Origin of the sequence: Streptomyces durmitorensis, from assembly GCF_023498005.1 — a bacterium.
GTDB lineage: Bacteria > Actinomycetota > Actinomycetes > Streptomycetales > Streptomycetaceae > Streptomyces > Streptomyces durmitorensis.
In genome coordinates this window covers 420468-446491 of sequence record NZ_CP097289.1, presented here as the reverse complement: position 1 = coordinate 446491, position 26024 = coordinate 420468, and the positions used below count along the sequence as shown (strand labels likewise).

The following is a 26024-nucleotide window of genomic DNA, read 5'->3' as shown; positions in this document are numbered from 1 at the left end:
GTCAGGCGGGGACGGGCTCCCGTTCGGCATCGTCGAAGGGGGGATAGCTCTCGCTGCCCATCTGCTCGGCCGCGTCGATGTAGTTCGCGAGCGCGCCGCGGGACTGGGCGAGCCTGGCCATCTGGTCGTCCAGCCGCCGCAGCCGTGACCGCATCGCGTCGAGGAGCTCCGTGCACCCGGGCAGCTCCGGAGTCTCTCCGACCGCGCAGGGCAGCAGGTACGCGATGTCCTCGGAGGACAGACCGGCGCCGAGCAGGTGGCGGATCTGCTTCACCCGCAGCACGGCGTTCTCGTCGTACTCGCGGTACCCGTTCGCCCTGCGGTCTGCCTCCAGCAGGCCCTGGGCCTCGTAGTAGCGCAACTGATGGGCGTTGACGCCCGTCCGCCGGCCCAGTTCCCCGATCCGCATCGAACCTCACTTGACCTTCACACCGGTATCAACGTTGACGATGCTGCCATGAACAACACAACGGATACACCCATTAACGTCATCGGACTCGGTCGGATGGGCCAGGCACTCGCCGGTGCGTTCCTGAAGGCCGGGCATCCCACCACCGTGTGGAACCGTACGGCCTCCAAGGCGGACCAACTGGTGGCCGCGGGCGCACAATTGGCGCCGACGGTCGGCGACGCGCTCACGGCAGGTTCTCTGACGATCATCTGCGTCACCGACTACCCGGCCATGTACGAGCTGCTCGGCGCGGGCGATGTCGCCCTGGACGGCACCACGTTGGTCAACCTGACCTCGGGCGACTCGGCCCAGGCCCGGGACGCCGCCCGATGGGCCGAGGAGCGCGGCGCCCGATACCTGGACGGCGCGATCATGGCCATCCCGCAGGTGATCGGGACGGACCAGGCGGTGATTCTGCACAGTGGGCCGCAGCAGGACTTCGAGGCACACAGGTCCACACTCGACGCGCTCGGCACCGTCACCCACCTCGGCGCGGACCATGGGCTCGCGTCCCTGTACGACGTGGCCGGCCTGGCCATGATGTGGAGCGTCCTGAACGCCTGGCTCCAGGGCACTGCCCTGCTCAGGACGGCCGGTGTCGACGCCGCGACGTACGCGCCGTTCGCACAGCAGATCGCTGCCGGGGTGGCCGAATGGCTGCCCGGGTACGCCGAGCAGATCGACAGCGGTTCCTTCCCGGCCGAGGTGTCGGCCCTGGAGACCGACGCGGCGGCGATGGCGCACCTGATCGAGGAGAGCGAGGCGGCGGGTGTCAACACCGAACTGCCGAAGCTGATCAAGGCGATGGCCGACCGCTCCATCGCCGCCGGTCATGGCGGGGAGCAGTATCCCGTGCTGATCGAGGAGTTCGGCAGGTCACGCGAGAGCTGAGTCAATCCTCCGCCGGGCATCTGTCGGCCCGGTGATCGTAAGGTCGTGGCCGGGGCGATCTCTTGTCGACCGCACCCCTGGCAGAGGCTGTGCTTCGGCAGCAGCCCAAGAAAGGAAGATCTTGTCCACCAAGACAGTGCAGATTCCCACCACGGACGGCCGGGCCGACGCCTTCGTCGCCTTCCCCGACCGCGGCGAGCGGCACCCGGGTGTGCTGCTCTACCCGGATGTCTTCGGCCCGCGGCCCGAGATGGAGCAGAAGGCCCGCGAACTGGCCGAGCACGGGTACTACGTGCTCGTCCCCAACCTCTTCTACCGGCACGGCCCGGCACCGGTGATCGACCTTCCCGACCACATAAGCAATGACGTCCGGCCCGAGATCTTCGCCCGGCTCATGCCGCTGGTCGAGGCTCACACCACCGAACGCATCCTGCGCGACGCCGACGCCTACCTCGGGTTCCTCACCACGCAGCCCGAGGTCAGCGCCGGACCGGTCGGCGTGGTCGGCTACTGCATGGGCGCCGCGTTGGCGATGCGCACCGCGACGGCCCATCCCGGCCAGGTGGCCGCCGTCGCCGGGTTCCACCCCGGCTTCCTGGTCACCGAAGCACCCGACAGCCCCCACCGCCTCGTCTCGGCGCTCACCGCCCAGGTCCACATCGGCCTCGCGGAAGGAGACCTGACGCCCGAGGCCATCAGCGAGCTGAACAAGGCCTTGGACGCCGCAGGTGTCGGCTACACCACCGAGATCTACCCCGACACCGCCCACGGCTTCACCATGTCCGACACCGACGCCTTCAGCCCTTCCGCACTCCAGCGTCACTGGGACCGGCTGCTCCCCCTCCTCGGCCGCACCTTGGCCACGGGCTGAGGCTCCGGGGAAGCGCTGCACGCTGCTTCCTGCGCGGCCATGACCTCATCGCCGTACTCGAAGGCCCATGCGCCGAAGGCATCGATGGGTGCCAGCAAGGTCCGGCCCAGATCGGTGAGTTGATACTCGACCCGTGACGGTGTCCCGTGGCGTGCCCGCCGGTCGACCAGGCCGCTGAACTGCAGCCGTCGCAGAGTCTCGGTGAGAACCTTGGAGCTGATGCCTCCGATCTGCTCCCGTAGTTCGGCCGGACGCCTGGGGCCGTCGCGCAGCGCCCAGAGCACCACGGCGTTCCAGGTGTTGGAGAGCAGGTCGAAGGCGAGGCGGGCACGGCAGTCGGCGAGGAAGGCGTCAGTCGTCACGTACCAAATGGTGCCCGAACAGCTCTCTAGCTTCGGTGTGAAAGGTCGAAGCAGGCACGGAGAGGGAGCACGTGATGAGAATCGGCGTACTGGGGACGGGCAACATGGCCGACGCGCTCGCCACGCACTGGGTGCGGGCCGGGCACGAGGTGACCATCGGGGGACGGGACACGCGCAATGCGGAGCGGCTCGCGATGCGCATCGGGGGCGGCGCGAAGGCTGCCGGTCTGCGTGCGGCGGCCGAGTCAGGTCAGGAAGTGGTGCTGGCCGCGCTGCCCTTCGGGGCCGGGGCGGACGTGGCACGGCAACTGCGCACGTCCCTGGAGGGCAAGGTGCTTCTCGATTGCTCGAACCCGGTCGGGCCGGGCTTCGGGCTGCTGACGGAAGGAGGCCCTTCGGCCGCGCGGCGACTGGCCGCGGCGGCACCGGGAGCCCATGTGGTCAAGGCCTTCAACCTCTGCCACGAGGACGTGTGGCGCATGCGGCCGCCCGTCTTCGGCGGAAGGCCGCTGGCCGTGCCGGTCTGCGGGGACGACGAGTCGGCCCTCGCACGCGTACGAGAACTGGTTCGCGATGTGGGCGCCGACCCCGTCGCCGGTGGTGGCCTCGAACGCGCGGGGCTCCTGGAGGCGACCGCCGCGCTGTTCATCGCGCTGTGGGTCGGCGAGGGGGCGGATGCGCAAGCCATCGCCCCTCCGCTGGCCCACGCGGCCGGAGACGCCCGTCGGCGCACCGGCGCCTCTGTTTCCTGAGCCGCTGCTCACGCTCGACTTTCGCCAGGGCTCGTGGCTACTGGCGGGAGTCGAGGGCGAGTTGGTGGAGGTCTTCCAGTGCGTCGAGGAGGACGGTGCGCTGGTGCCACTTGATCCAGGTGCCGAGGGTGCGGCTCGTGGTGTGCAGGGCCTGGAGCTGTGCCTGGGTGAAACCGATCAGGGGGCGGGAGTGATGGGAGGAGATGACACCGTGAACGGTGTCCTGGTCGTCGACGAGCGGGACGCTGTGGCAGGCGCGGCTACCGGCCGTGAGGATCACACGGCGCGTCTCGTCGTCGAAACCGGCCGATGAGGCCACCTCCTTGACGGTGACCTGGCTGCTGGCGGCTGCGGCCCGAGCACACGAGGTGTTCCCGTCGACGAACGCGAAGTAGTCGGTGAACTGCCGCGACAGGCCCGCGTGTTTGGCCATGCGCAGGACGCCGTCCTCGACCAGCTGCACGTTTCCCATGTCCGTGCCGGTGACGGTCAGGACCCGGTGCAGGGCGGCGCCGAGGACCTCGCCCTGGTTGGCAGCGTTGAGCGTGCCGGCCGCGAGTGCCGTCAGGTCGGGCATCGGATGCCGTGTCCGTCCGCTGAGCCACGCCTTGGCACCCGGCGCCGGTCCCGGTGTGCGGGCCACCGCGGAGGCCAGCTGGTGCAGCTTGATGTTGGCCCGCTGCGACGCCTGGCGCAGCAGCGTGAACGCCGCCTGTTCGTCCGCCAGACGGTAACGCTCGACCAGGATGCCCTCGGCCAGCGCGATCCTGGGGCGCGCACGCGCCTGGATCTCCAGCTCGGACACCTGCTCGCGCAGCTGCTCGGCGGTGGCCCTCAGCTGTTCCGTCTCGTCCTCGGGGGAGGGGAACAGCTGAGACGGCGGCTGATGGTCGGGCGGCGGCGCGGACGGAATGTTCGTCACGTTCTCTCCCATGGCGGCACCCTGCTCCTCACACAACATGGCGACCATAACGCTGCCTGCGACCGCTCTGTTCGGCGGTCCAGGGAATGACAGTGCCAAAAGACAGTGCCCTCCCTGACCATGATCATTCGGAAGGCGAGAGCTGTTCGCGCACCCATGCAGGATCGGGGTTGACGTGGGGTCGGCCTGCCACGACGACCGTCGGCACCGTCTCATTGCCGTCGTTGGCTTCCCTCACCGTCGCCGCTCCATCCGGGTCACGCCAGATGTCGACCCAGTGCAACTGGCGGGCACCGCGCCCCAATCGGAGGCGCAGCCGCAGGCAGTACGTGCAGCCGGGCCGCCAGAAGACGACCGGCCGGCCATCGACCGCGCTGCGGCGTCGCGCCTCCGCCGCACTGATCGACCTCGGGAACACCAGCGGCGAGTACACGGCTGCGAGCAGCGCGAACACCAGCACGAACGCGGCGGCCGCCCCGGGGCTCCCACTGAAGGCCTGCCCCGTCGCGACGAGTGCGCCGCAGAGCACGAACAGCATCGGCAATTTCCAGGCGCGCATCATGAAGGCGCAGGCTATCGGTGAGCCGGGATCGGCGCGGCCGCGGGCCACCCAGCAGCCGGGCCTGACGGCTTCCTATTTAGTAGCCATGTACATAGTAGCCATGTACTGTATGTCGAGTGAGTTCAGCAACTGAGGGCGCCACAGCGGGATTTCTGGTCTGGCGCTTGTCGATGAAGTGGCGAGTGGCCGTCGACCGGGCGGTCGCACCGCTGGGCCTGACCCATGCCCAGTACGCGTTGATGGCATCGCTCCACGGCATGTCGCGCTCCGGGCTGCAGCCCAGTCAGCGTCGGCTCGCCGACCACACGGGGCTCGAACCGCTCTACGTCTCCAAGCTCGCCCGAGCCCTGGAGACCGCCGGACTCGTGGCCCGGACCCGGGACCCGAACGACCCGCGCGCCATGCAACTGTCCCTCACCGAGCAGGGACGCGACGTCACACGCCGTGCGATCAAGGTGGTCCAGGGCCTCCTCGACCAGTTGCTCGAACCGCTCGGAGGACAAGACAGCGCCCGTACAAGGCAGTTCACCCGCGAGCTGACCACCCTGCTCGATGCACCTCTCAATCCGCATACAGAGAACGACGAGGAGCAGTCATGACCACCACCGCACCCGCACCAGCACCCATACCCGCACCCACAACCAACGGCCGGGTCATCGCCCTGGCGCACTACGCCGGGCGTGCCCTCCTGGAGGGTGTACTGGCCCGCCACGGCGCCACCTTCCACCAGAGTGTGACGATCCGGACCCTCGCGGTCGCGGGAGAGTCCATGGACCGCGACGAGCTCGTCGCGGAGGTGGACGGGTACCTGAAGATCGGCGAGTCGGTCGTGCGCGGTGTCGTCGAGGAGCTGACGGCGGCGAAACTGCTGGAAGGGGACCCGGCGCAGGCGTCCCGGCTGCGGCTCACGGACGCCGGACGGGAACTGCACGACACCACCGGCGCCGAGACCGCCGAGATCTCCGCCCGGCTGTACGCGGGCATTCCGGCCGAGGACCTCGCGGTCGCGGGCCGCGTGCTCGAGCTGATCACGGAGCGTGCGAACGCCGAGTTGGCAGGGGCCTGAGGCTCTGTCGCGCCACGGATGGCCGGTGCAACGGATGGTTGGTGCAGTGGCTGAAGGTGCGGCCTCGGCGTCAGGTTCGACGGGCGCGTTCGGCGAGGCGGTCCGAGAACGCGATGACGAGGTCGCGCAGTTCGTCGGGGCGTTCGACGACGAACGGCCGGTCGAGGGAGGCGAGCACCGGAGGCAGCCAGTCGAGCCGCTCCGCCCGTACTTCGACGCGCAGCCAGTCCTCGGTCGCAGGATCCGTGCCCGCCGCGGACGCGGGCGCCTCCACGCGCGCGACGCTCGCGGGAAGCCGGGCGCGGATCTGCTCGACCGTCCCGTGGATCCGCAAGGTCACCTCATGCCGGTACGCCGCCGTGGCGAACCCGGTCAGGACGCGCTGCGTCGGGTCCGGTCCGTCGGGTGCGTCGAACGACCCGGGCAGAGCCCTGGCGTCCGTGATGCGGTCGAGCCGGAAGGTCCGGTCCTCGGCGATCTCGGGGTCCGCCCCGGTGACGTACCACCGGCCCGAGTGGGCCACGACCCCGTACGGGTGCAGGGTGCGGCCGCTGCGCCGGCCGTCGCGGTCGGTGTATCTGATCGAGACCGGTCGGCGGTGGCGCACCGCATCGGCGATCGTGAGCAGGACCTCCCCGTCCGGGGTGGCGAGCTCGCCGGGTGGTTCCGTGAAGGCGAGGGACTCCAGGACCGAGTCGACCCGGCGGGCGAGGCGCTCGGGCAGCACCCGCCGGATCTTGGCCGTTGCCGTCTCGCTCGCGGTGGCTGTCGCCGTCATCAGCCCCGCTCGTCGGCCGGCGACCAGGCCGAGCAGCACGGCGATCGCCTCGTCGTCGCCGAGCATGAGCGGAGGCAGCCGATGACCGGGTGCGAGGCGGTAGCCGCCGTAGCGGCCGCGTACGGCCTCGACGGGCACGTCGAGATCGGTCAGCTGATGCACGTACCGACGCACGGTGCGTGCGTCGACGCCGAGTCGCTCGGCGAGTTCGGCCATCGTCCGGGTGCCGCCCGACTGAAGCAGCTCCAGGAGGGTGAGCACACGGCCGGTGGGTCGGGACATGTTCCGAGCTTAGCGTGAATAGTGGACCGATTCTGTCCACTATTTGTCCTAGCGTGCGTGGTGCAGGGGCTCATCAACGCAAGGGCTCCACCCATCCAGGGAGAACACCATGGACTTCGTCTCGATCCGGATCATCACCGGCGATGTCGCACGCCTCGTCACCTTCTACGAGAAGGCCACCGGGGTGTCGGCTACCTGGTTCACCGAGGACTTCGCAGAACTCAGGACCGCCGCCGCCACGCTCGCCATCGCGAGTACCCGTACCGTCCCGCTGTTCGCGCCGGGATCCTCCCGCCCGGCCGAGAACCACAGCGTGATCCTCGAGTACCTCGTCGACGACGTGGACCGCGTGCACGAGAACCTGACCGGCATCGTCACCGACTTCGTCAACGAGCCCACCACGATGCCCTGGGGCAACCGGTCGCTCCTGTTCCGCGACCCCGACGGCAACCTCGTCAACTTCTTCACGCCGGTCACCCCGGCGGCGATCGAGAAGTTCGCCCGCTGATTCCGGCAGCGGCTCACGCGCAGGCGATCCCTTCCAGGAACGGGACGATCGCATCGATGAAGTGTTCGTTGCGATCGCCGGCCACCATGTGCCCCGCGTCGGCCACGTCGACGCGTCGCGCGTGGGGCACCCGGTCGCAGAACTCCTGGGCGACGTCCTCGCGCACCACGTCACTGATCCCGCCGCGGACGAGCTGGATCGGTACGTCGGCGTGACGCGCGGCGTCGAGGAGACGCTCCGCCATGCCGGGCGGGTCCATCCGCCCCTCGAAGCTGTCCAGCATCCGGGGGTCCCAGTGCCAGACCCAGCGGTCGCCGTGGCGTCGCAGGTTGTTCCGTATCCTCTCGGGGGCCTGGGGACGTGGGCGATGCGGCAGGTAGGCGGCCACCGCGGCGGCCGCATCCGCGACACTGGCGAACCCGTCAGGCCGGCCGCGCATGAACTCGACGATCCGGCGCGCCCCGCGGGGGTCCGGTCGATGGGCGACGTCGACGAGCACCAGAGCGCGAACCGCCGCCCTGGGTGCCTCTCCGGCGGCGAGCAGCGAACTCAGGCCGCCGAGCGATGCGCCGATCAGCACAGGCCGGCCGCCGAGTTCGGCGACGAGCGCACGGACGTCCCCGGCGAACAGGTCGAGGGCGTAGTCACCGTCGGCCGACCATCCGCTGGTGCCGTGCCCGCGCAGGTCCGGGGCGATGACCCGCCACCCCAGCGCGGCCAGTCGAGGGCCGGTCCGATCCCAGGCGTGCCGCGTCTGGCCGCCGCCGTGCAGCAGGACAAGAGGGGGCGATGACGCCTCGCCCCACACATCCGCGGTGATCCTGATCCCGCCGTGGCCGACGAAGCTGCGGGGGAGTGGCGGCGCGTCGGCCGTCATGCCGTGCCCCGGGTGCGCAGCGGCGCCAACAGCTGGTCGCGGTGGGGATCCGCGGCCGCCGCGGCGAGCGCGACGTCAAGGCCGAGCAGCGCACGCGCGAGGAACCGGTCGTCATCGATCAGGGCGGCGACCCACTGATGCAGCGCGCCCACGCACGAGGTGCCGACAACGGCGGCCAACGCGTCCGTGTCGATGTCGGTGCGCAGGAGGCCCTGTGTCCGTGCGTCCGCCATCGCCCGTCGCAGTTGGACGAGGGGACTGCGGTCGAGCACGAGGCCGCTTGCCTCCCACTCACGCACCATGCGACGCGACACCACCGGGTCATCGACGAACAGATGGACGGTCGACCTGACGACCTCCCGCGGGTCGCCGGCTCCCAGTGCGGCCAGGCGGCGCTCGAGTTCGTCCATGAACCCGGCGGCGAGCGCTTCCCAGATCTTGTCGCGCGGTCCGATCAAGTTGTAGACGGTGGCCGGCGCGACCTCGGCGCGCTCGGCGATCCGCTCGGTACTGATCACCGATTCCGGTTCCTCCCGCAGGAGTTCACGCGTCGCGTCGAGAATCCGGCGTCGCCGCTGGGCCTTGTGCCGTTCCCGCAGCCCTTCTTCGACCGTCCGCATACGAGCACACCCTTCGCTGAAACTTAGAGAGCTATCTAAATTTAGAGCTACCTCTGGATGTGTCAAGCGGGCAGCGTCGGCCGCAGCGAAGTTCCTGCCCGTAGCGATGAGTTCCTGCGCCCGGGGCGGTCTGCCACGGACAAGACCACTTCAGGACCAGGGAGACCACGATGAGCGAGAACCAGACACCGCCCACCCCTTCTGAGCCGAGCGCCAAGGTGCGGGCGCTGGACTGCCTGGTCGGCAGCTGGCGGGTCAGCGGCGGCGTCGAAGGCACGGTCACATACGAGTGGGCGGCCGGGAAGTTCTTCCTTCTCCAGCACATCGACCTCCACCAGGACGGCATGGACATCCGCGGCCTGGAGGTCATCGGTCACCTCTTCAACCCGTTCGCGGGGGACGCGGGTCCCAGCGAGGACGTGTGGTCCCGGTTCTACGACAACCACGGGAACACGCTCGACTACGTCCACGAGATCGACGGCGACACCCTGACCATCTGGGGCGGCGAGAAGGGGTCACCCGCCTACATGCGCGGCACCTTCGACGCCGACGGCGACGTCATGGAGAGCGAATGGGTCTACCCGGGCGGTGGAGGCTACAAGTCGTCCATGACCCGCATCAACTGACTCTGTGCGTAGGTGAATTGACCCTATTCGCGGGTGCGTGGCGGTAGCGCGCCCGCTATGGCGCGGGCCGTCTCTCGCCCGAGGTCCGTCACGGAAGGATCGGTCGAAGGAAGGCACCGTTGTGCCGTGGGCCCGTGCTCGCAGCCCAGCACCCCGGCGTGGTCGGTGGCGGGCTCGGACAGTTGTGAGTTCCAGCCGTGTGCGAGCAGGGCTCCGTGCAGTTCACGCGAGGATTCGACGGGCACGACGGTGTCCGTGGTGCCGTGCACGAGCCGTACGGGCACCGGTGCCACCGCGCGGTCAACTGCCTGGAGGGGCACGGTGCCGGTGGTGCGTGCCGGGCGCCGGTAGCCGCCCGCGATGCCGACCACCGCGGCGGGCCGCCAGCCGTCGAAGAGTTCCGGCTGCAGGGCCACGCCCAGCGCGGCGCCCGCCCCCGCCGACCATCCGGCGAGGATCAGCTGTCCGCTTCCGTGGGTGGCATCGCGTACGTGGTCGCGGGCGAACCGCAAGGCGTCGGTGAGGTGTTCCCGGCCGCCGTCGGGCCGGTCCGAACGCCAGTCGGGGACAAGGACGGTGGGACCCAGAGCGGAGATCGCCTCGGCCAGTGGGGCCATCACGTCCCGCTCGTCGGGTCCCATGCCGTGCCACAGCAGTACGTGCCGGTCGTCCTGCTGACCGGAGGTGTAGATGTCGAGGAGTTTGCTGTCGTCGCCGGTGGCGTAACGCACCGTCCGGATCGTGATCCTCAAGTCTTTTCCTCTCAGCAGGCGAGGCCGCGCAAGAACCGACCCCTACTGCATGCGGCCTTCGACGACGAGGTTGCCGTCGTCGGTGAGGTGGGCGATGTCGCCGGTCTTGTAGAAGCCGTCGAGGGTGAAGGAGCGGGCGTTCCGGTCAGGGGACTTGTAGTAGCCGCGCAGGGTGTAGGGGCCGCGTGTCCGGAGTTGCCCGGCAGTTCCCGTCGGCACTTCGGTGCCGTCCGGGTCGGTGACGCGGAGCTCGTCCCCGGGAGAGAGGGGGCGGCCCTGCGTGTGACGGATGACGTCGTCGGTGTCGGTGAGGCGGGTGAGGGAGAGCACTCCCTCGGCCATCTCGAAGACCTGTTGGAGGCGGCAGCCGAGGGCCCTTTGGAGGCCGGCCACGAGTTCGGGATCGAGACCCGCACCGTCGATCTGGACGAGGCGCAGGCTGGAGAGGTCGTACTTCGCGTCGGGCAGGGCCGCCAGCCACTGCCGTGCGGCATCGGGGTCCAGGGACGTGACGGTGACCTTCTCGGTCTCGATCGCGCGGAAGGCATCGGTGGAGTCGGAGCCGGAGTGGAAGTCGGTGTCGGGGGCGTCGATCAGCACGACGGTGCCGCCGGTGGCCAGCGTGCCGACGATGCCCGGACAGCCGAAGGCGAAGTTGGACTCGGCAGGGAGAGCCGCGAGGTAGACGTCCTTGGGACCGAGGTCGATCAACTCGGCCGCGGCCCGGGTCTGGTACGCGTAGTCGTTGTGGGTGCGCGGGACCAGATGAGGCGAGGCCGTGCTCTCGCCCGACGGCAAGAGGAAGGCGACGTCGTTGGGGTCGTACGTGCGCTCCGGATCCATCGGAGCGTCCACGGAACTCAGGGGGAAGAACAGACAACCGCTGGCAGCGGTGGAGAAGCCTCCCTGAGCGCCGTCGGGGCTGTCGAGGGTGAAGGCGCGGCGCAGACGAGGATGGTCGTTGCTGACCTGCTCGACCATCTTGGCGTGGTCGTAGCCGCGGTGGAGGCTGGGGCCGATGTAGGCGGCGGCCTCGGTGATGTGGGCGAGGTGTCCGATCTCATCGGCGCGGCAAGAGGTGGACGCGAACACCGGGAGGGCCCCGGCCCGCATGAGGGCGTAGACGGTGACGACGAACTCGGGCACGTTCGGGAGCTGGACGATGACCCGGTCGCCCGCGCGCATGCCCCGGAGCGTGAGCCCGGCGGCCAGGCGGTCGACGCGGCGGTTCAGCTCGCGGTAGGTGAGGCGGCGTTCGCCGTGGACGAGGGCGGTGCGGGTGCCGTACGTGCGGGCGTGCTCGGCCAGGAGCTGGGGCAGGGCCGCGCCCCGGTAGTACCCCTGGTCGTAGTAGCGGCCGAGGGTCTCGGGCAGGTGCGGGGTGCAGCCGTCCAGCATGGGTCGGACTCCGTCCGGGTGCCGTATGAGGAATTCGATCACGGCCGCTCAGACTTCCATGCCGGGTGCGGAGGCGACAACCAACATATGTCTCCCCTCATGCGCCCCGGCCGTGGACCATTCGCCGCCCGCCTCAGTGCACGTACGCGATCGGGGAGGTCCTCAGCGGCCGGTGGATCCGTCGATCTGCTCGCGGAGGATGTCGGCGTGGCCCGCATGGCGGCCGGTCTCCTCGATCATGTGCACCAGGACCCATCGCATCGACGGCGTCGGCCCCCGGCGCGGTGGTCGCGGGGAGGGCAGTGTCAGGTCCGGGCAGGCGTCGATGACCTGGTTCGCTCGCTCGACGGTCTTCCGGTAGTCGGCGAGCACGCTGTCGATCGTGTCCTGCGCGGACGGTCGCAGGGTCGCAGGCCACTCGTCGACGTCCTCACCGAGGAAGTAGAAGCGTTCGACGCACGCCAGATGCTTGAGCAGCCCGAGAAGGCTGGTGCCCGAGGGCACTCCGCTCGTTCGGACTTGCGGTTCCGGCGCGTCCGCGACCTTGTCCGCGATCGAGTTCCGCAGCTGGTCGAGGAAGCCCCGCAGGGTGGCCTTCTCGTCGGCGCCGGTCCGCGGAGGGCCGGTGTCCTTCGCCCGGGTCCGGCATGGCTGCGCACGGTTTCCTGGCATCGAGTCGCTCCGTTCCGACGTGAAGTCGTGTGGTGTGGTGCGGTGTGGTGTGGTGCGGGAATTCATGGGGCGGGCAAGTGGGGCGCATGGGGCGGTCATCCGGCCGTGAGCCGGAAGAGCAGGACGTTGTCGATGACGGTGGCGGTCTCACCGGCGGGTCCGGTGGCCTGGCGGCGGGGCATGTCGGCGCGCAGGACGGACCAGTGCGCGGGGTCGAGAGCGAGTTCGGCGGCGATCTCGGCGGGTGTGGGGTGGTGGTTGTCGGCGTCCTGGTTCCACGACCAGGGCGCGGTGGAGCCGTGGTCGACGATCAGCAGGAGACCACCGGGTCGCAGGGACCGCGCGGCGGTGCGCAGGACTTGGCTGCGGGGCAGCGCGAACGGGGTGTGGAAGTACTGGGCGGACACGAGATCGAACCGGCCTGCCGGGAAGCTGCGGGCCAGGTCGTGCTGTTCGGCGGTGACCCGGTCCAGGATGCCGAGGTCGCGGGCTTGTTCCCGCAGCCGCTCGACGGCGGTTGCTGAGATGTCCACGGCGGTGACCTGCCAGCCCTGCTGGGCGAGCCAGACGGCGTCGCCGCCGGCGCCACAGCCCAGATCCAGGGCGGCGCCGGGACGCAGCGGCGCGGCGGTCTCCGCGAGCAGCGGGTTCACGCGTCCGCCACCGGTGCGTTGCGAGCGGTAGTGCCGCTCCCAGAACAGCGCGGCGTCCTCGCTCGTCGCGCCCTGGTCGCCCGTGGCGTCAGGGGTGGGTCGGCGTCGGGTGGAATCCATGGGGGTGCCCTTCGTCGGCCGGCGTGCGGAGTGCGATGCGATACGCGCCTTCGCCGCCGGCGGTGTACCCACAGCATCGGCACCGCTGTTTCGCCCTTGCAAGAAAAATTGCGGATCCGCATCATCGAGGCATGACGCGAGACGTGGAACGAGACGTGGAACGAGGCGCGGAACGGGACGTGGCACGAGGCACGAACAACCCCGCAGAAGCAGAAGCAGAAGACGTCTTGGCCGGAGTCGGCCCGCGGCTGCGCGCCCTGCGCCAGGCACGGAGCGCCACACTGGCCGCGCTCGCAGACGAGACCGGCCTCACCGCGAGCACCCTGTCCCGCCTGGAGAACGGCAAGCTCCGTCCCACACTTGAGCAACTGCTTCCCCTGGCCCGGTCGCACGGCGTCCCGCTCGACGACCTCGTCGCGGCGCCGCCCACCGGAGACCCGCGCGTCCATCTGCGACCAGTGCGGCGTGCGGGCCTCGTGATGGTGCCGCTGACCCGGCGGGCCGGAGGTATCCAGGCCTACAAGGTGATCTATCCGCCGGCAGGCCGTGCACCCACCCTGAACCTGCGGACCCACGAGGGATACGAGTGGTTCTACGTCCTCAACGGCCACGTCAGGTTCGTGCTCGGCGAGCAGGAGTTCCAGCTCGGCGTGGGCGAAGCCGCGGAGTTCGACACCAGCGTCCCGCACTGGATCGGCAGCGCCGACAGCCAACCGGCGGAACTGCTCGCCCTGTTCGGCGCGCAAGGAGAGCGCGCGCATCTGTCACCGTCCGGCCACTGACGCCGTCCCCTCGCGGGATCCGCGGTGATCGCCGCCCGTACTCTGGCGAGAGGAAGCGGGAGGGATCATGGGGACTGCTGTGTGCGCGGATCGCGCGGCCGAGGGGAAGCGGGGCGCCGACCGTCGCGGACCCAGGTGGGGACGGCTCGGCTGTGGCGCGCTGCTCGCCCTGCTTCTCGTCCTCCTTGTCGTACGGCTGACAGGGCTCGACGCGGGAACCCCACTCGCCGTGCCGGTGGTCCTCTTCCCCTACGCCGCCGTGCTCGATGTGCTCGCTCTGGCCGCCACGCTCGCCGTCCCCGCTCTGCGCTCCCGCCCGCTGGTCATCGGCGCCGCACTGCTCACGGCGGCCCACCTCGTGCTGCTGGTGCCGCGGTTCATCCCGGACGGCCGGCAGCACATCCCGGCGCAGGCACCCGAGTTGCGTGTGGCCACCCTCAACACCCACGTGGGCAGGGAGGACGCGCGTGCGCTGGTACGGCTGGTGAAGTCCGAACGGATAGACGTCCTGGCCGTGCAGGAGTTGCCCGCCGCCGGTATCGCCGCGCTGGCCGAAGCCGGCATGAGCAAGGTTCTGCCGTACGAGGAGCTCCAGCCCGAGAACGACTCCTCGCTCTACTCACGGATTCCGCTGACGCGCGGCGGCCCTCTCCAGGCGGACACCACCTGGCCCCAGACCACCGCACAGGTGACGGTCGGTGGACGCGCCGTACGGCTGGTGGCCGTTCACACCTACTACCCGCTCGGTGACGCGAAGCGCTGGGCGCGGGACATGACCGCCCTCACCTCCGTCGCCCGCGACAGTGGCCCCGACACCGTGTTCCTGGGTGACTTCAACGCCTCCCTCGACCACGCGCCGATGCGCGACCTGCTCGCATCGGGCGGGCTCACGGACACGCATGCCGAACTCGGTGAGGGCTGGGCTCGCACCTGGCCCGCGGGCAAGAGCCTGTTGCCGCCGCTCGTACAGCTCGACCACGTCGTGCACGGCCCCGGTCTCGCGGGCGTCTCGGTCGGAGAGCGGACCGTACCGGGCACCGACCACCGGGCGGTCATCGCGACGCTGGCCCTGCTGCCCGCGGATGCCGACTAGGACGGAGCCGGGCCGGTGGGCTCGTGAAGGGCGGTGATTCCGGTGAGGACGAGGTCGATGCCGGCGAGGAACTCTGTTCGGTCGTCGTGATCCCGTAGTTGGTCCGCGACGTCACGAGTGAACGCGTACTCGTCAGGGTCGAGGTTTTCCCATGCCGTCGCGGCGGCATCCAGGAACTCGGTCCGGTTCGTGCCCGGCCGGACTCCGCGGGCGTTGGCCGCGTTCTGTCCGCCCACTCCGAGGATGTAGTTCAGGAGCGCGGACGCGGCGGTGAACTGCGCGGTGTGGGGGACTCCGAGCGCTTGCACCTGGCGGCCGAGGTGTTCGAAGACGCGCAGCATCGGTGACTGCGAGGGGGTCCGGGAGATCTGCGAGCCGATCCACGGGTGGACGTCGATCGCGTCGAAGACGCCGAGCGCGAGGGTGCGGATCGCTTCCTGCGGCGTCGTGGCCGTGGTGTCGGCGCTCATGGTGTCGGCGACGACGGCGTCGGTGGCGGCGTTGAGGAGTTCGTCCTTGCCCGTCACGTGCCAGTAGATGGCCCCGGGCCCCGTGGCGAGGCGCTCGGCCAGCGCGCGGAACGTGAGCCCGCCCTCGCCCGCCGTGTCGAGCAGCTCGATCGCGGCCTCGACGATGCGCTCCCTGGAGAGCGGTTCCTCTCGTCGCTCCGGACGACGTGTCCTCGTTGCCATGCGTACATCCTGACACATGCCTGGAACACCGTTCCAGCTTGACATCTCTGGAACGGCGTTCCAGGCTGGTCGTGGAACAACGTTCCAGAGCTGACCTGCCGGATGCCTGCCCGGCAGCTGACCTGCGGGTGTCCACCCCGCAGGCGTGCCACAGGAAAGGAACCACCATGACCACCGACGTCACGATCATCGGCGCAGGGCTCGGAGGGCTGACCCTCGCCCGCGTCCTGCACATGCACGGCATACCGGCCACGGTCTACGAGGCGGAGGCCTCACCTACGGCGCGATCGCAGGGAGGGATGCTCGACATCCACGAGGACAACGGCCAGCCGGCTCTCCGGGCGGCGGGCCTGACCGACGAGTTCCGCGCCCTCATCCTGGAGGGCCGCGAGGCGATGCGGATCCTGGACACGGACGGGACCGTCCTGTTCGACGACGACAGCACGCGTGGACGGCCCGAGGTGCAGCGCGGCGAGCTGCGGCAGATCCTGCTCGACTCGCTCCCGGCCGGCACCGTCCGCTGGGGCCGCAAGGTCAGAAACACCCGAGCCCTCGGTGAGGGCCGCCACGAGGTGACCTTCGCCGACGGCACCACGGTCGTCACGAGCCTGCTGGTCGGCGCGGACGGCGCGTGGTCGCGGGTGCGGCCGCTGCTCACCGATGTGACACCCGAGTACATCGGCCATTCGTACGTCGAGACCTACCTGCTCGACGGCGACAACCGGCACCCGGCCAGCGCGAAAGCGGTCGGCGGCGGGTCGCTGTTCGTGCTCGCGCCGGGCAAGGGGATCTCCGTGCACCGGGAGAGCGGCGGGAACCTGCACACCTATGTGGCGCTCTCCAGGTCGCAGGACTGGTTCGCCGGTATCGACTTCACCGACGCCGACGCGGCCGCCGTACGCATAGCCCAGGAATTCGACGGCTGGGCCCCCGAGCTCACCGCGCTGATCACCGACGGCGAGACCGCGCCGGTCCTGCGCACCCTCAACGCCCTTCCCGTCGGGCTTCGTTGGGACCGGGTGCCGGGGGTGACCCTGATCGGCGACGCCGCCCACCTCGCGGCCCCGAACGGCGAAGGGGCCAACCTGGCGATGTACGACGGCGCCGAACTCGGCAAGGCCCTCGCCGCGCACCCCGACGACGTCGAGGCCGCGCTCACCGAGTACGAGCAGGCCATGTTCCCCCGCAGCGAGGCGGCCGCCGCCGACGGCGCCCACCTTCACGAGCTCCTCTTCGGCGACGACGCACCGCACGGCCTGATCGACATGTTCACCGGACACGACGTCGCTCCTGCCCAGTGACGTTGACGGTGCGACGGAATGGGGGTTCTCTCGCTGGAGACGCGGTGCGGGAAAGTCCCGAACCGGGAGGGGAGACATCCCAGTCATGGCATTTCAGCGAGGACTCGGTGTGGCCGTCATCGGCACGGGGAAGATGGGCGCGGACCATGTGCGCCGACTCCATGACGTCATCAGCGGAGCACGGGTGACGGCCGTCGTCGACATCGAGGCGGACCGGGCGAAGTCCCTCGCCGACGCGATCGACGGGTGCACGGCCTACACCGAATCGGCGGCGGCCATCGCGGCGGACGACGTGGACGCCGTACTCATCGCTTCGCCCGGCCCCGCCCACGAGGCGGCGCTGATCGAAGCGCTCGGCCGTGATCTGCCGGTGCTGTGCGAGAAGCCGATGACCCCGGACACGGGGTCCGCCCTGCGCGTCATCGAGGCGGAGCAGCGGCTGGGGCACCGGCGCGTCTCGGTGGGCTTCATGCGGCGCTTCGACGCCGAGTACGTCAAGCTCAAGAGGCTTCTCGACAGCGGGGAGTTGGGCGCGGCGCTGATGCTGCACCAACGGCACCGCAACCTGACGATGCCGCCCGGGTTCACCGACGCGATGCTCATCAGCAGCTCGGTCGCGCACGAGGTGGATGCGACCCGCTGGCTGCTCGGCCAGGAGATCGCGGCGGTCACCGTGCACAAGCCCGCGGCGTCCTCGCACGCCCCGGCCGGTATGAACGACCCGCAGTTCGTCCTCTTCGAGACCTCGGCGGGCGCGCTCGTCGACGTCGAGATCTTCGGCCACTGCGGCTACGGCTACCAGGTGCAGGCGGAGGCGGTCTGCGAGCGGGGCACCGTTCGGATCGGGGACGAGCCGGGGCCCCGGGTGAGCGCCGACGGCCGCTGGGGAGGCCGGGTCCCTCCGGACTACATCGAGCGCTTCGAGGACGCCTACGACCGCGAGGTGCAGGCCTGGGTGGATGCCACCCGCCGGGGCGAGGTCACCGGGGCGTCTGCCTGGGACGGCTATGCGGCCGCGGCCGTGTGCGAGGCGGGCGTGGCCTCTCAGCGGGAGGGCGGGCGCATTGAGGTCGCGCTGGTCGAGCGGCCCGCGTTCTATCCGTAGTCGACGCGGCGTTCTGTCCGTAGTCCGCGCGGCGCTCTGTCCGTAGACCGTGCGGCGTTCTGTCCGTAGTCCACGCGGCGCTCTGTCCGTAGACCGTGCGGCAAGGGGAGCGGTCGGCGCCGGGTCGGTGCGGCCCGCTCGGTCGCGCCCTGCCGCGCCGGGTCGGTGCGGCAGGGGGAGCGCGCGGCACCGGGTCGTTGCCGCCCACTCGGTCGCGCCCCGCCCCAGGACGTGCGCCGCGCGGTGCCGATGGCCGCTCGGTCCACGGCTACGACGACGACGCTTCGGCCGGTGCCGAAGCTTCCCGGACCTACGGTGCCGCCATGAGCACCCACACGCACGCCTACCGGGCCCGCCTGCACTGGGACGGCTCCACCGCCGTCGGGATCCGCGCCTACTCACGCGACCACACCGCCCACGCCGCGCCCGCGCCCCAGGTCGACCTGAGCGCGGATGCGGCCTTCCGCGGCAACCCTGACCGGCTCAACCCCGAACAACTCGTGGTGATGGCGGCCTCGTCCTGCCAGATGCTGTCCTTCCTCGGCGCCGCCGCCCGCGCGGGAGTGGACGTGCTCGCCTACGACGACGAGGCCACAAGCCACCTCGACCTGACCGCGCGGCCCGCCCGCCTGGCCGCGATCCGCCTGCACGTGACCGTCAGGGCTGCCGCCGGGACCGACGCGGCCACGGTCCAGGAGCTCGCCGTACAGGCCCACCACGACTGCTACATCGCCAACAGCCTGTCCGTCCCTGTCGAGGTCACGACCACCGTGGTGACCGCGTGAGCGCGCGCCCGCAGGACCTTCAGGACCTTGAGGTGCATTTGCCCGACCGGCCCGGCGCGCTGGCCGACCTCGGCCAGGCGCTCGGCGGCCGCGGGGTGAGCCTGGAAGGCGGTGGCGTGTTCACGCACGATGGGCAGGCCGTCGCGCACTACCTCGTCGACGACGGCCCCGCCGCCCTGGCCGCTGTCGTCGCCGCGAGGCTCGGCCCCGCCGTCGTGCGCGACGTGGCCATGACCCGGCTCGACCAGGAGCCCCCCGGCCAACTCGGCGCGCTGGCACACCGCCCTGTGCCGTGACGTCCTCGAACGATGGGGCGGGGGAGGGAGCGTCGGTGCGGTGCCTACGGGCGGACCGTGAGCACCAGCTTTCCCGTGACGCGGCCCGTCTCGCCCTGCGCGTGCGCCTTGGCGGCGTCGGCGAGGGGGTACGTGTCCGAGACGTGGACGCGCAGTTGTCCGGACTCGGCGAGCGCCGCGACCGCCGCCATGCCCGCCTGGTCGTGCTCCACCAGCATGTCCGTGGCCCGCACGCCCAACGCGGCCGCGCGCTCGGCCACGTCGCCGAAGTTGCCCGGCAGGATCGACACCAGGATGCCGCCGGGCCGCAGCACCTCGAGGGAGCGCAGCCGGTCGTCGCCGCCCAGCGGGTCGAGGACCACGTCGATGTCGCGGGCCTCCTTCACGAAGTCGGCGCTGCGGTAGTCGATGACCTCGTCCGCGCCCAGGCCGCGTACGAAGTCGTGCTTGGCGGCGGATGCCGTGCCGATGACGTACGCGCCGCGTGCCTTGGCGATCTGCACCGCGACATGGCCCACGCCGCCGGCGGCCGCGTGCACGAGGACCCGCTGCCCCGGCTCCACATGGGCGTTGTCGACAAGGGCCTGCCAGGCGGTGAGCGAGACCAGCGGCAGCGCGCCGGCCTCGATGTGGCTCAGCCCGGCGGGCCTCGGCACGAAGGCGCGGGTGGGCCCGGTCACGTACTCGGCGTGCGAACCCGCCCCGTACGGATAGGGCAGCATGCCGAAGACCTCGTCGCCCGGCTGGAACAGCGAGACGCCGATGCCGACCGCCTCGACGACGCCCGACACGTCCCAGCCGAGCGTGAACGGCGGCTCGCCCAGGAAGGCGCCGAACCTGCGGTGCTTCCAGTCGGTCGGGTTCACGCCGGCCGCGTGCACGGCCACGAGGATCTGTCCGACGCTGGGCTTCGGGCGCGCGACCTCGACCTCCCTCAGGACATCGGGATCGCCCAGGGCGTCCTGGCGGATGGCCTTCATGGTCGGTTCGGTCGGTTCGGTCGGCTCGGTCGACTTGGTCGGCTCTGCGGGCTGGGAAGCGGTGTTCTTGGTCATGGGTCCAGCGTGCGGCACCGGCTTGACCTGGGCAATGGCAAGATAGCCATTCAGCGATAGGATCGTGCCATGGCCTCGATGGAATTCCTCGCCGACCGCCCGCACCGCGTGGTCGTCCTCGCGCTCGACGGTGTCTACCCCTTCGAGCTGGGCATCCCGAACCGCGTCTTCCCGCTGGTCCCCGGGGGGTACGAGGTGGTGACCTGCGCGGCGACGGCCGACCGGACGGTGGCCACCAACGCCGACTTCACCATCACCGTCGGGCACGGCCCCGAGGCGCTGGAGAGCGCGGACACGGTGGTTCTGCCGCCCTATGACCTGCGGCTCATCACCGCCGAGCTGTCGGACCCCGTGCGCGACGCGCTCGCCCGTATCAGGCCCGGCACGCGGTTCGTCTCCATCTGTACGGGGGCGTTCACGCTCGCCGCCGCGGGTCTGCTCGACGGGCGGCCCGCGACGACGCACTGGGCACTCGCGGACCACTTCCGGCAGATGTTCCCCCATGTCGCCCTGGATCCCGGCGTGTTGTTCGTCGACGACGGCGACGTGCTCACCTCGGCGGGGGCCGCGTCCGGAGTCGACGTGTGCCTGCACGTGGTGCGCTCCGACCACGGCAGCGCGGTCGCCAACCGGGTTGCCCGGCACTGCGTGGTGCCGCCGTGGCGGGAGGGTGGCCAGGCCCAGTACATCGAGCAGCCGATCCCGGACGAGGGTGCCACCGGCACCGCCGTCACCCGTGCCTGGGCCCTGGAACACCTCGACCGGCCGCTCGCCCTGCGGGAGTTGGCGGACCACGCCCGGATGAGCCCGCGCACCTTCGCGCGCCGCTTCCAGGAGGAGACGGGCACGAGCCCCGGTCGGTGGCTGATCCAGCAGCGGGTGCACCGGGCCAGGCACCTCCTTGAGTCCAGCGACCTGCCGGTCGACCGGATCGCGGCGGAGGTCGGTTTCGCCACCGGGACGTCGCTGCGCCAGCACTTGCAGGCGGCCATCGGGGTGTCGCCGCAGGTGTACCGGAAGACGTTCCAGGCGGGGGTGGGGGCGGTGGCCGGCGGCGCCTAGGCGGTCTCGCCGCGAAAGCGGCCTCGGATCGGCGCCGACAGTAGATGTATCAGCCAGCTTTCAGAGGTGGGGTTGCACTGGATGCGTTACCGCACGCAAGGGTGCGTGCACTGAAAGTGAGGATCGATCATGGGTAACCGCCAGTCCCCGCAGGACAAGAAGCGCGCCGCTCGCGCCCAGGAGCGCAGCAAGCAGGCTCCCCGTCGTCAGGACGAGCAGACCGACGTCGAGAGGGTCGAGAAGAACCAGCGCCCTGAGCCCGGAGGCAAGCCGGGCGGCGACATGGACTTCTAGGGCTGGCGGGCCCTGACCGCGGCGCCTCACCTGACCCCTGACGGGGTGGGTGGGGCGTCGCGGTTCTCCATGGCGGCGTGTCCGGCCCCTTGTCGCGATGGTTGCCCATTCCGCGCGAGTACGGCACAAAAGTCCGCCGAAGCGCCCTGCGCCACTGATGCAACCGACGCATCCGCACCGCGGAGGGCACGCGACACATTGACCCCCCGGGTTTCGCGGTGTTCGCTCGCCTACGGTGCACCTGGTCATGACCGATCGCCGCAGTGGCTGATGGCCGGGGTTCCGGCGCGGGCGTGCGGCCTTGCCGACCGCCCCGCTCGCACCGGCCGGGGCAGAGTCCCCGCGGGGGCGGCGCACGGGGGACTTCACACGGGGGATTTCACACGGGGAACGACACGCGCTCCGGTACGCCTTCCTCCCCTGCTTCCTCCCTTGCTTCCTCCTCCCGGGCGTGCCCGGACGGCACACGGAGACCGCTGTCGACACAGGAGGAACCGATGACCGTTCATCAGCGCGTGACGGCGGCCGGCGCCGCGCTCGCCGCCCTCTGCGCCGTGACCGTGCTCGCACCCGCGGGCGCGTCCGCCGCCCCCACCTCCGCGCCGGGCACCGAGCGGGTGAGCGTCGGCGCGGCAGGAGCCGAGGGCAACGCCGCTTCCACGAACCCCGCCCTCAGCGCCGACGGACGCTACGTCGCATTCGTCTCGGCGTCCCGGAACCTGGTCGCGAACGACACGAACGGCACGCCCGACGCCTTCGTACGCGATGTGCGCACCGGGAAGACGGAGCGCGTCAGCGTCAAGAGCAACGGAAAGGCGAGCCACGGTGTCGTACGGGAGGTCTCGCTCAGTCCCGACGGTCGGTACGTGGTCTTCACCTCCACCGCCGACGATCTCGTGGGCGGCGACCCGAACGACCTCGACGACGTCTTCCTGCACGACCGGAGCACCGGCAAGACCCAGCGGATCAGCCCGACCGGCGCGTCCTACGACGGACTGCGCAGCAACCTGACGTACGACCCCGCCGTCAGCGGAGACGGCCGCTACGTCGCGTACGCCTCGGGTGCCGAGGATCTCGTCGCGGGGGACGCCAACGAGCGGGACGACGTCTTCCTCTACGACCGCAAGAAGAAGACCACGAAGCTGGCGCAGCTCACCGACGAGGGCAAGCAGGGTGAAGGCGACGCGTTCGGCCCCGCGTTCGCGGGCGACGCCGGCGGCCGGTACCTCGCCTTCACCTCCAACGCCTCCGGCCTGGCCGGGGTGGAGGACCACTCCTTGGCGACGGACGTCTTCCTGCGCGACCGCGAGAAGAGCACCACGGAACTCATCAGCATCCCGCACAGCTACAACCGCAAGACCCCGTCCTGGGGCGCGGCCCTCAGCGGTGACGCCCGCCTTGTGGCGTTCACCTCGACCTCCAGAGCGCTCAGCCCCGAGGGCCCGGCCCCGACCAGCTCGCACAACGTCTTCCTCTACGACCGCGAGGCCAAGCGCATGCGCCTGGTCAGCGCCGCCCCCGACGGCACACCGGCCAACGGGGACAGCGACGACGTCTCCCTGAGCCGGGACGGGCGCTACGCGGCGTTCACCTCCGCCGCCTCCAACCTCGCCCCTGACGCGGACGGCGACAGCAGCACGGACGTCTTCCTGCGGGACATGCGGACCGGCGATGTGCACCTCATCAGCGGCGAGAGCGAGCCGGTCTCCGAGGACACCGCCCCAGGCCCGCGGACCGGCGTCAGCGAAGAGGGCAACGCGGTGGTCTTCGACTCCCCGGCCGGAAACCTCGTCCCTGACGACACCAACAGCGCGTCCGACGTCTTCCTGCGTCAACTGCGCTGACGCGGAGGTGTGTCACCCTGCGCTCGCGCGCACGCAAGAGCGCCTGGCCGCCGGGCCTCGGCCGTGCGGGCGCCGGGTGTGTCAGGTCCGGTCGATATGTACGTTGGTCGACTTCACGCGGGCGGTGGCCTCCATGCCGACCTCGAGGCCCAACTCCTCCACGGCCTCCCGGGTCAGCAGCGAGACCAGGCGGTGCGGGCCTGCCTGGATCTCCACCTGGGCCGCGACATCGCCCAGCTTCACGGCGGTCACGATGCCGGGAAAGGCGTTGCGGACCGAGGTGTAGGAGGCGTCCTCCTCACCACCGTTCTGGGCGAGTTCGACCGAGAAGGCGGCCAGGTCCTTCCCGTCGACGAGGCGACGTCCGCCCTCGTCGCGCTGGGTGGTCACGCGCCCGGCATCGGCCCATCGGCGTGCGGTATCCGGACTGACGCCCAGCAGACGGGCCGCCTGCCCGATCGTGTAACGCTGCATGGCGCAAGGATAGGTGCCCGCGTAGCCGCCGACCGACCGGCTGGTACCACCGTGTTGGAGACCTGGTCAGTCGGTATGACTCATGGGCCACCGACCTGACAGAAGTGACCCAGGGCGTCTCGTGGGACCAATCCGGCGGGGGGAGTCCCTCCGAATCACACGTGAGGAGAGCGGGTACGCCGGTCTCCTGACCGGAGGGCGTCCCCCATGCTCACCTTGATCCTGATCGGGCTGCTCGGAGGTTTGATCACTGCCGTCTCGCCCTGCATCTTGCCCGTCCTGCCGGTCGTCTTCCTGGCCGGGGGCCCGGGGAGCGATACGCCATCGGCGGGGAAGTCCGCCGCGGACCCACAGGCGGAGACGTCACCGGCCACCGGTTCTGCCGACGCGGCCCGCGACACCCTCACCGTCCCCGCTCCACCGAAGTCCTCCCGTGTGCCCAACCGGCGTCCGTACGCGGTGGTGGCGGGCCTGGTCATCAGCTTCAGTTTCTTCACGCTGCTGGGCGTGACCCTGTTGACCGCGCTCGGGTTGCCGCAGGACATCCTCCGCTACGTGGGCCTCGCGCTCCTGGTGCTGATCGGGTTCGGCCTGATCTTCCCGCCCGTCGAGCGACTGCTGGAGAAGCCGTTCGCGCTGATCCCGCAGCGGCAGGTCAACAAGGAGGGCAGCGCCTTCGTGCTGGGCCTCGGCCTCGGGCTCCTGTACGTACCGTGTGCCGGGCCGGTGCTTGCCGCGATCACGGTGGCGGGAGCGCGGGGCGAGATCAGCGGAGACATCGTCGCGCTGACGGTGTCGTTCGCCGTGGGCACCGCGATCCCTCTGCTGGTCTTCGCGCTGGCGGGGCGGCGTGTGGCCGAGCGGGTGGCGGCGTTTCGCACGCGGGCCCGCAAGCTGCGTATCGCCGCCGGTCTGTTGATGGTCGTCCTGGCGTTCGCGCTGGCCTTCAACGTCACCGACACCATCCAGCGGGCCCTGCCCGACTACACCTCGGCGGCGCAGAAGAAGATCGAGGACAGTGACACCGCCCGCCAGCAGCTTTCGGGGCTGTACAACAACTCCAACAAACAGCTCTCGCGCTGCGAGGACGGTGCCGACGGACTGCGCTCGTGCGGCAAGGCGCCTGCCATCGACGGCATCGCGAAGTGGCTCAACACCCCGGGTGGCGCGCCGGTCGACCTGGCGTCACAGCGCGGCAAGGTCGTGCTGATCGACTTCTGGACGTACTCCTGCATCAACTGCCAGCGCAGCCTGCCGCACATCGCGGCGTGGAACGACGCGTACAAGGCGTACGGCCTTGAGGTGATCGGAGTGCACTCGCCGGAGTTCGCCTTCGAGAAGAACGCGGGAAACGTCGCCGGCCAGGCGAAGAAGCTCGGCGTCACCTACCCGGTCGCCCTCGACAACGACCTGACCACCTGGGACAACTACCGCAACCGGTACTGGCCCGCCAAGTACCTCATCGACGACAAGGGCACGGTGCGGTACTTCAAGTTCGGCGAGGGCGAGTACGACCGGACCGAGGACCTCATCCGCACCCTCCTGAAGCAGGCGGACCCGCAGGTGCAACTGCCGCCCAAGACCGGCCAGAAGGCCGACGACCTGACCGAGGACCGCACGCCGGAGACCTACCTCAGCAACCTGCGCATCCGCGGCTACGTCGGCACCCCGCTCGTCGACGACAAGGCGACCGTTTACCGCTTCCCGGCCGACATCCCCCTCAACTCCCTCTCCCTGGACGGCACCTGGACCGCGGGATACGAACACTTCACCGCGGGCGAGGACGCCAGGCTGGCCTTCACCTACCGGGCCAAGAACGTCAACCTGGTGATGGCAGGAGAAGGGCCCGTGACGGTTCTCGTCGACGGCAAGGTCACCAAGACGGTGCAGGTGGACGGCACCCCGTCCCTGTACTCCCTCGTGGACGGCGACACCCCGGACCGGGCGAAACTCGAACTGCGGGTGGCCCCCGGCATCCAGGGCTACGCCTTCACCTTCGGATAGGCCGCGATCTGCCAGGCACGGCAGGGGGACGGGCTGGCGGATGCGACGCCCTCCGCTCCGGTGCCGATTCGGCG

The 26024-nt window shown here is 70.4% G+C and carries 31 protein-coding genes; 17 read left to right on the top strand and 14 right to left on the bottom strand.

From position 1 onward, the window contains the following. Window position 1 precedes the first annotated feature (1 nt). Window positions 2-409, bottom strand: a complete 408-nt coding sequence (locus M4V62_RS01770) for a MerR family transcriptional regulator (protein WP_249585405.1) — start codon at window positions 407-409, stop codon at window positions 2-4. Window positions 410-457: 48 nt separating this feature from the next. Between M4V62_RS01770 and M4V62_RS01765 the strand changes: the two genes are divergently transcribed. Together M4V62_RS01765 and M4V62_RS01760 are read left to right on the top strand one after the other, a co-directional pair. Further along, the gene (locus M4V62_RS01765; protein ID WP_249585404.1) at window positions 458-1342 is read left to right on the top strand and encodes an NAD(P)-dependent oxidoreductase; all 885 of its coding nucleotides are present in this window, start codon (window positions 458-460) and stop codon (window positions 1340-1342) included. A gap of 121 nt (window positions 1343-1463) precedes the next feature. Then, a complete protein-coding gene (locus M4V62_RS01760) occupies window positions 1464-2213 on the top strand; it encodes a dienelactone hydrolase family protein (RefSeq protein WP_249585403.1) in 750 nt (249 codons plus the stop codon). Here the strand turns inward: M4V62_RS01760 and M4V62_RS01755 are convergent. Continuing rightward, complete coding sequence (locus tag M4V62_RS01755; RefSeq protein ID WP_249585402.1) at window positions 2162-2575, bottom strand: winged helix-turn-helix transcriptional regulator; 414 nt, start codon at window positions 2573-2575, stop codon at window positions 2162-2164. The genes M4V62_RS01760 and M4V62_RS01755 overlap by 52 nt on opposite strands. A 74-nt stretch (window positions 2576-2649) precedes the next feature. On the opposite strand from M4V62_RS01755, the gene M4V62_RS01750 reads away from it, so the two are divergent. Continuing rightward, window positions 2650-3327, top strand: coding sequence for an NADPH-dependent F420 reductase (locus M4V62_RS01750; protein WP_249585401.1), 678 nt, complete (start codon window positions 2650-2652; stop codon window positions 3325-3327). Between the two features lie 37 nt (window positions 3328-3364). Here the strand turns inward: M4V62_RS01750 and M4V62_RS01745 are convergent, their stop codons facing one another. After that, a complete protein-coding gene (locus tag M4V62_RS01745; protein WP_249585400.1) occupies window positions 3365-4261 on the bottom strand; it encodes an ANTAR domain-containing protein in 897 nt (298 codons plus the stop codon). 112 nt (window positions 4262-4373) lie between these two features. Further along, entirely contained in the window at window positions 4374-4811 is a 438-nt protein-coding gene (locus tag M4V62_RS01740; RefSeq protein WP_249585399.1) for a glutaredoxin domain-containing protein, read from the bottom strand. Between the two features lie 116 nt (window positions 4812-4927). Here M4V62_RS01740 and M4V62_RS01735 point away from each other — a divergent pair, with 116 nt between their 5' ends. Next, window positions 4928-5410 (top strand): MarR family winged helix-turn-helix transcriptional regulator, encoded by a 483-nt coding sequence (locus M4V62_RS01735; protein ID WP_249585398.1) that lies wholly within the window; start codon window positions 4928-4930, stop codon window positions 5408-5410. Then, on the top strand, window positions 5407-5877 hold the full coding sequence (locus tag M4V62_RS01730) for a MarR family transcriptional regulator (RefSeq protein ID WP_249585397.1): 471 nt from the start codon (window positions 5407-5409) through the stop codon (window positions 5875-5877). The genes M4V62_RS01735 and M4V62_RS01730 overlap by 4 nt, the downstream gene beginning before the upstream one ends. Window positions 5878-5947: 70 nt before the next feature. On the opposite strand, the gene M4V62_RS01725 is transcribed toward M4V62_RS01730, so the two are convergent. Further along, window positions 5948-6937, bottom strand: a complete 990-nt coding sequence (locus M4V62_RS01725; protein ID WP_249585396.1) for a helix-turn-helix transcriptional regulator — start codon at window positions 6935-6937, stop codon at window positions 5948-5950. Window positions 6938-7046: 109 nt separating this feature from the next. Here M4V62_RS01725 and M4V62_RS01720 point away from each other — a divergent pair, with 109 nt between their 5' ends. Next, window positions 7047-7445, top strand: coding sequence for a VOC family protein (locus tag M4V62_RS01720; protein ID WP_249585395.1), 399 nt, complete (start codon window positions 7047-7049; stop codon window positions 7443-7445). A gap of 13 nt (window positions 7446-7458) precedes the next feature. On the opposite strand, the gene M4V62_RS01715 is transcribed toward M4V62_RS01720, so the two are convergent. Then, window positions 7459-8322, bottom strand: coding sequence for an alpha/beta fold hydrolase (locus tag M4V62_RS01715; protein WP_249585394.1), 864 nt, complete (start codon window positions 8320-8322; stop codon window positions 7459-7461). Next, a complete protein-coding gene (locus M4V62_RS01710) occupies window positions 8319-8942 on the bottom strand; it encodes a TetR/AcrR family transcriptional regulator (protein WP_249585393.1) in 624 nt (207 codons plus the stop codon). The genes M4V62_RS01715 and M4V62_RS01710 overlap by 4 nt, the downstream gene beginning before the upstream one ends. A gap of 170 nt (window positions 8943-9112) precedes the next feature. Between M4V62_RS01710 and M4V62_RS01705 the strand changes: the two genes are divergently transcribed. Beyond that, entirely contained in the window at window positions 9113-9568 is a 456-nt protein-coding gene (locus tag M4V62_RS01705; protein ID WP_249585392.1) for a hypothetical protein, read from the top strand. A gap of 23 nt (window positions 9569-9591) precedes the next feature. Here the strand turns inward: M4V62_RS01705 and M4V62_RS01700 are convergent, their stop codons facing one another. The 4 genes from M4V62_RS01700 to M4V62_RS01685 all read right to left on the bottom strand — a co-directional run bounded on the left by M4V62_RS01700 (window position 9592) and on the right by M4V62_RS01685 (window position 13163). Next, a complete protein-coding gene (locus M4V62_RS01700) occupies window positions 9592-10320 on the bottom strand; it encodes an alpha/beta hydrolase (protein WP_249585391.1) in 729 nt (242 codons plus the stop codon). Between the two features lie 42 nt (window positions 10321-10362). After that, the gene (locus M4V62_RS01695) at window positions 10363-11718 is read right to left on the bottom strand and encodes an AMP-binding protein (protein ID WP_249585390.1); all 1356 of its coding nucleotides are present in this window, start codon (window positions 11716-11718) and stop codon (window positions 10363-10365) included. 162 nt (window positions 11719-11880) lie between these two features. Beyond that, entirely contained in the window at window positions 11881-12390 is a 510-nt protein-coding gene (locus M4V62_RS01690) for a DinB family protein (RefSeq protein WP_249585389.1), read from the bottom strand. Window positions 12391-12485: 95 nt separating this feature from the next. Beyond that, complete coding sequence (locus M4V62_RS01685; protein ID WP_249585388.1) at window positions 12486-13163, bottom strand: SAM-dependent methyltransferase; 678 nt, start codon at window positions 13161-13163, stop codon at window positions 12486-12488. A gap of 131 nt (window positions 13164-13294) precedes the next feature. Between M4V62_RS01685 and M4V62_RS01680 the strand changes: the two genes are divergently transcribed. Together M4V62_RS01680 and M4V62_RS01675 are read left to right on the top strand one after the other, a co-directional pair. After that, window positions 13295-13945 (top strand): helix-turn-helix domain-containing protein, encoded by a 651-nt coding sequence (locus M4V62_RS01680; RefSeq protein WP_249585387.1) that lies wholly within the window; start codon window positions 13295-13297, stop codon window positions 13943-13945. Between the two features lie 67 nt (window positions 13946-14012). After that, window positions 14013-15038, top strand: a complete 1026-nt coding sequence (locus M4V62_RS01675; RefSeq protein ID WP_249585386.1) for an endonuclease/exonuclease/phosphatase family protein — start codon at window positions 14013-14015, stop codon at window positions 15036-15038. Here the strand turns inward: M4V62_RS01675 and M4V62_RS01670 are convergent. Beyond that, window positions 15035-15730: a TetR/AcrR family transcriptional regulator gene (locus M4V62_RS01670; protein WP_249585385.1), complete on the bottom strand. Its 696-nt coding sequence runs from the start codon at window positions 15728-15730 to the stop codon at window positions 15035-15037. The genes M4V62_RS01675 and M4V62_RS01670 overlap by 4 nt on opposite strands. Before the next feature lie 167 nt (window positions 15731-15897). On the opposite strand from M4V62_RS01670, the gene M4V62_RS01665 reads away from it, so the two are divergent. From M4V62_RS01665 to M4V62_RS01650, 4 genes are all read left to right on the top strand, one after another. Further along, a complete protein-coding gene (locus M4V62_RS01665; protein WP_249585384.1) occupies window positions 15898-17031 on the top strand; it encodes an FAD-dependent oxidoreductase in 1134 nt (377 codons plus the stop codon). An 85-nt stretch (window positions 17032-17116) separates the two neighbouring features. Then, window positions 17117-18136, top strand: a complete 1020-nt coding sequence (locus M4V62_RS01660) for a Gfo/Idh/MocA family protein (protein WP_249585383.1) — start codon at window positions 17117-17119, stop codon at window positions 18134-18136. A gap of 323 nt (window positions 18137-18459) precedes the next feature. Further along, on the top strand, window positions 18460-18921 hold the full coding sequence (locus M4V62_RS01655) for an OsmC family protein (protein WP_249585382.1): 462 nt from the start codon (window positions 18460-18462) through the stop codon (window positions 18919-18921). Continuing rightward, the gene (locus M4V62_RS01650) at window positions 18918-19217 is read left to right on the top strand and encodes an ACT domain-containing protein (RefSeq protein WP_249585381.1); all 300 of its coding nucleotides are present in this window, start codon (window positions 18918-18920) and stop codon (window positions 19215-19217) included. The genes M4V62_RS01655 and M4V62_RS01650 overlap by 4 nt, the downstream gene beginning before the upstream one ends. 44 nt (window positions 19218-19261) lie before the next feature. Here M4V62_RS01650 and M4V62_RS01645 read toward each other — a convergent pair whose 3' ends face one another. Continuing rightward, window positions 19262-20272 (bottom strand): NADP-dependent oxidoreductase, encoded by a 1011-nt coding sequence (locus M4V62_RS01645; protein ID WP_425575263.1) that lies wholly within the window; start codon window positions 20270-20272, stop codon window positions 19262-19264. Window positions 20273-20341: 69 nt separating this feature from the next. Between M4V62_RS01645 and M4V62_RS01640 the strand changes: the two genes are divergently transcribed. The 3 genes from M4V62_RS01640 to M4V62_RS01630 all read left to right on the top strand — a co-directional run bounded on the left by M4V62_RS01640 (window position 20342) and on the right by M4V62_RS01630 (window position 23472). Continuing rightward, a complete protein-coding gene (locus M4V62_RS01640; RefSeq protein WP_249585380.1) occupies window positions 20342-21334 on the top strand; it encodes a GlxA family transcriptional regulator in 993 nt (330 codons plus the stop codon). A 129-nt stretch (window positions 21335-21463) separates the two neighbouring features. Beyond that, entirely contained in the window at window positions 21464-21628 is a 165-nt protein-coding gene (locus tag M4V62_RS01635) for a hypothetical protein (protein ID WP_249585379.1), read from the top strand. A gap of 497 nt (window positions 21629-22125) precedes the next feature. After that, window positions 22126-23472, top strand: coding sequence for a TolB family protein (locus M4V62_RS01630; RefSeq protein WP_249585378.1), 1347 nt, complete (start codon window positions 22126-22128; stop codon window positions 23470-23472). Between the two features lie 81 nt (window positions 23473-23553). Here M4V62_RS01630 and M4V62_RS01625 read toward each other — a convergent pair whose 3' ends face one another. Continuing rightward, window positions 23554-23946, bottom strand: coding sequence for a TOBE domain-containing protein (locus M4V62_RS01625; protein ID WP_249585377.1), 393 nt, complete (start codon window positions 23944-23946; stop codon window positions 23554-23556). 207 nt (window positions 23947-24153) lie between these two features. Between M4V62_RS01625 and M4V62_RS01620 the strand changes: the two genes are divergently transcribed. Continuing rightward, complete coding sequence (locus tag M4V62_RS01620; protein ID WP_249585376.1) at window positions 24154-25950, top strand: redoxin domain-containing protein; 1797 nt, start codon at window positions 24154-24156, stop codon at window positions 25948-25950. Window positions 25951-26024: the final 74 nt, after the last annotated feature.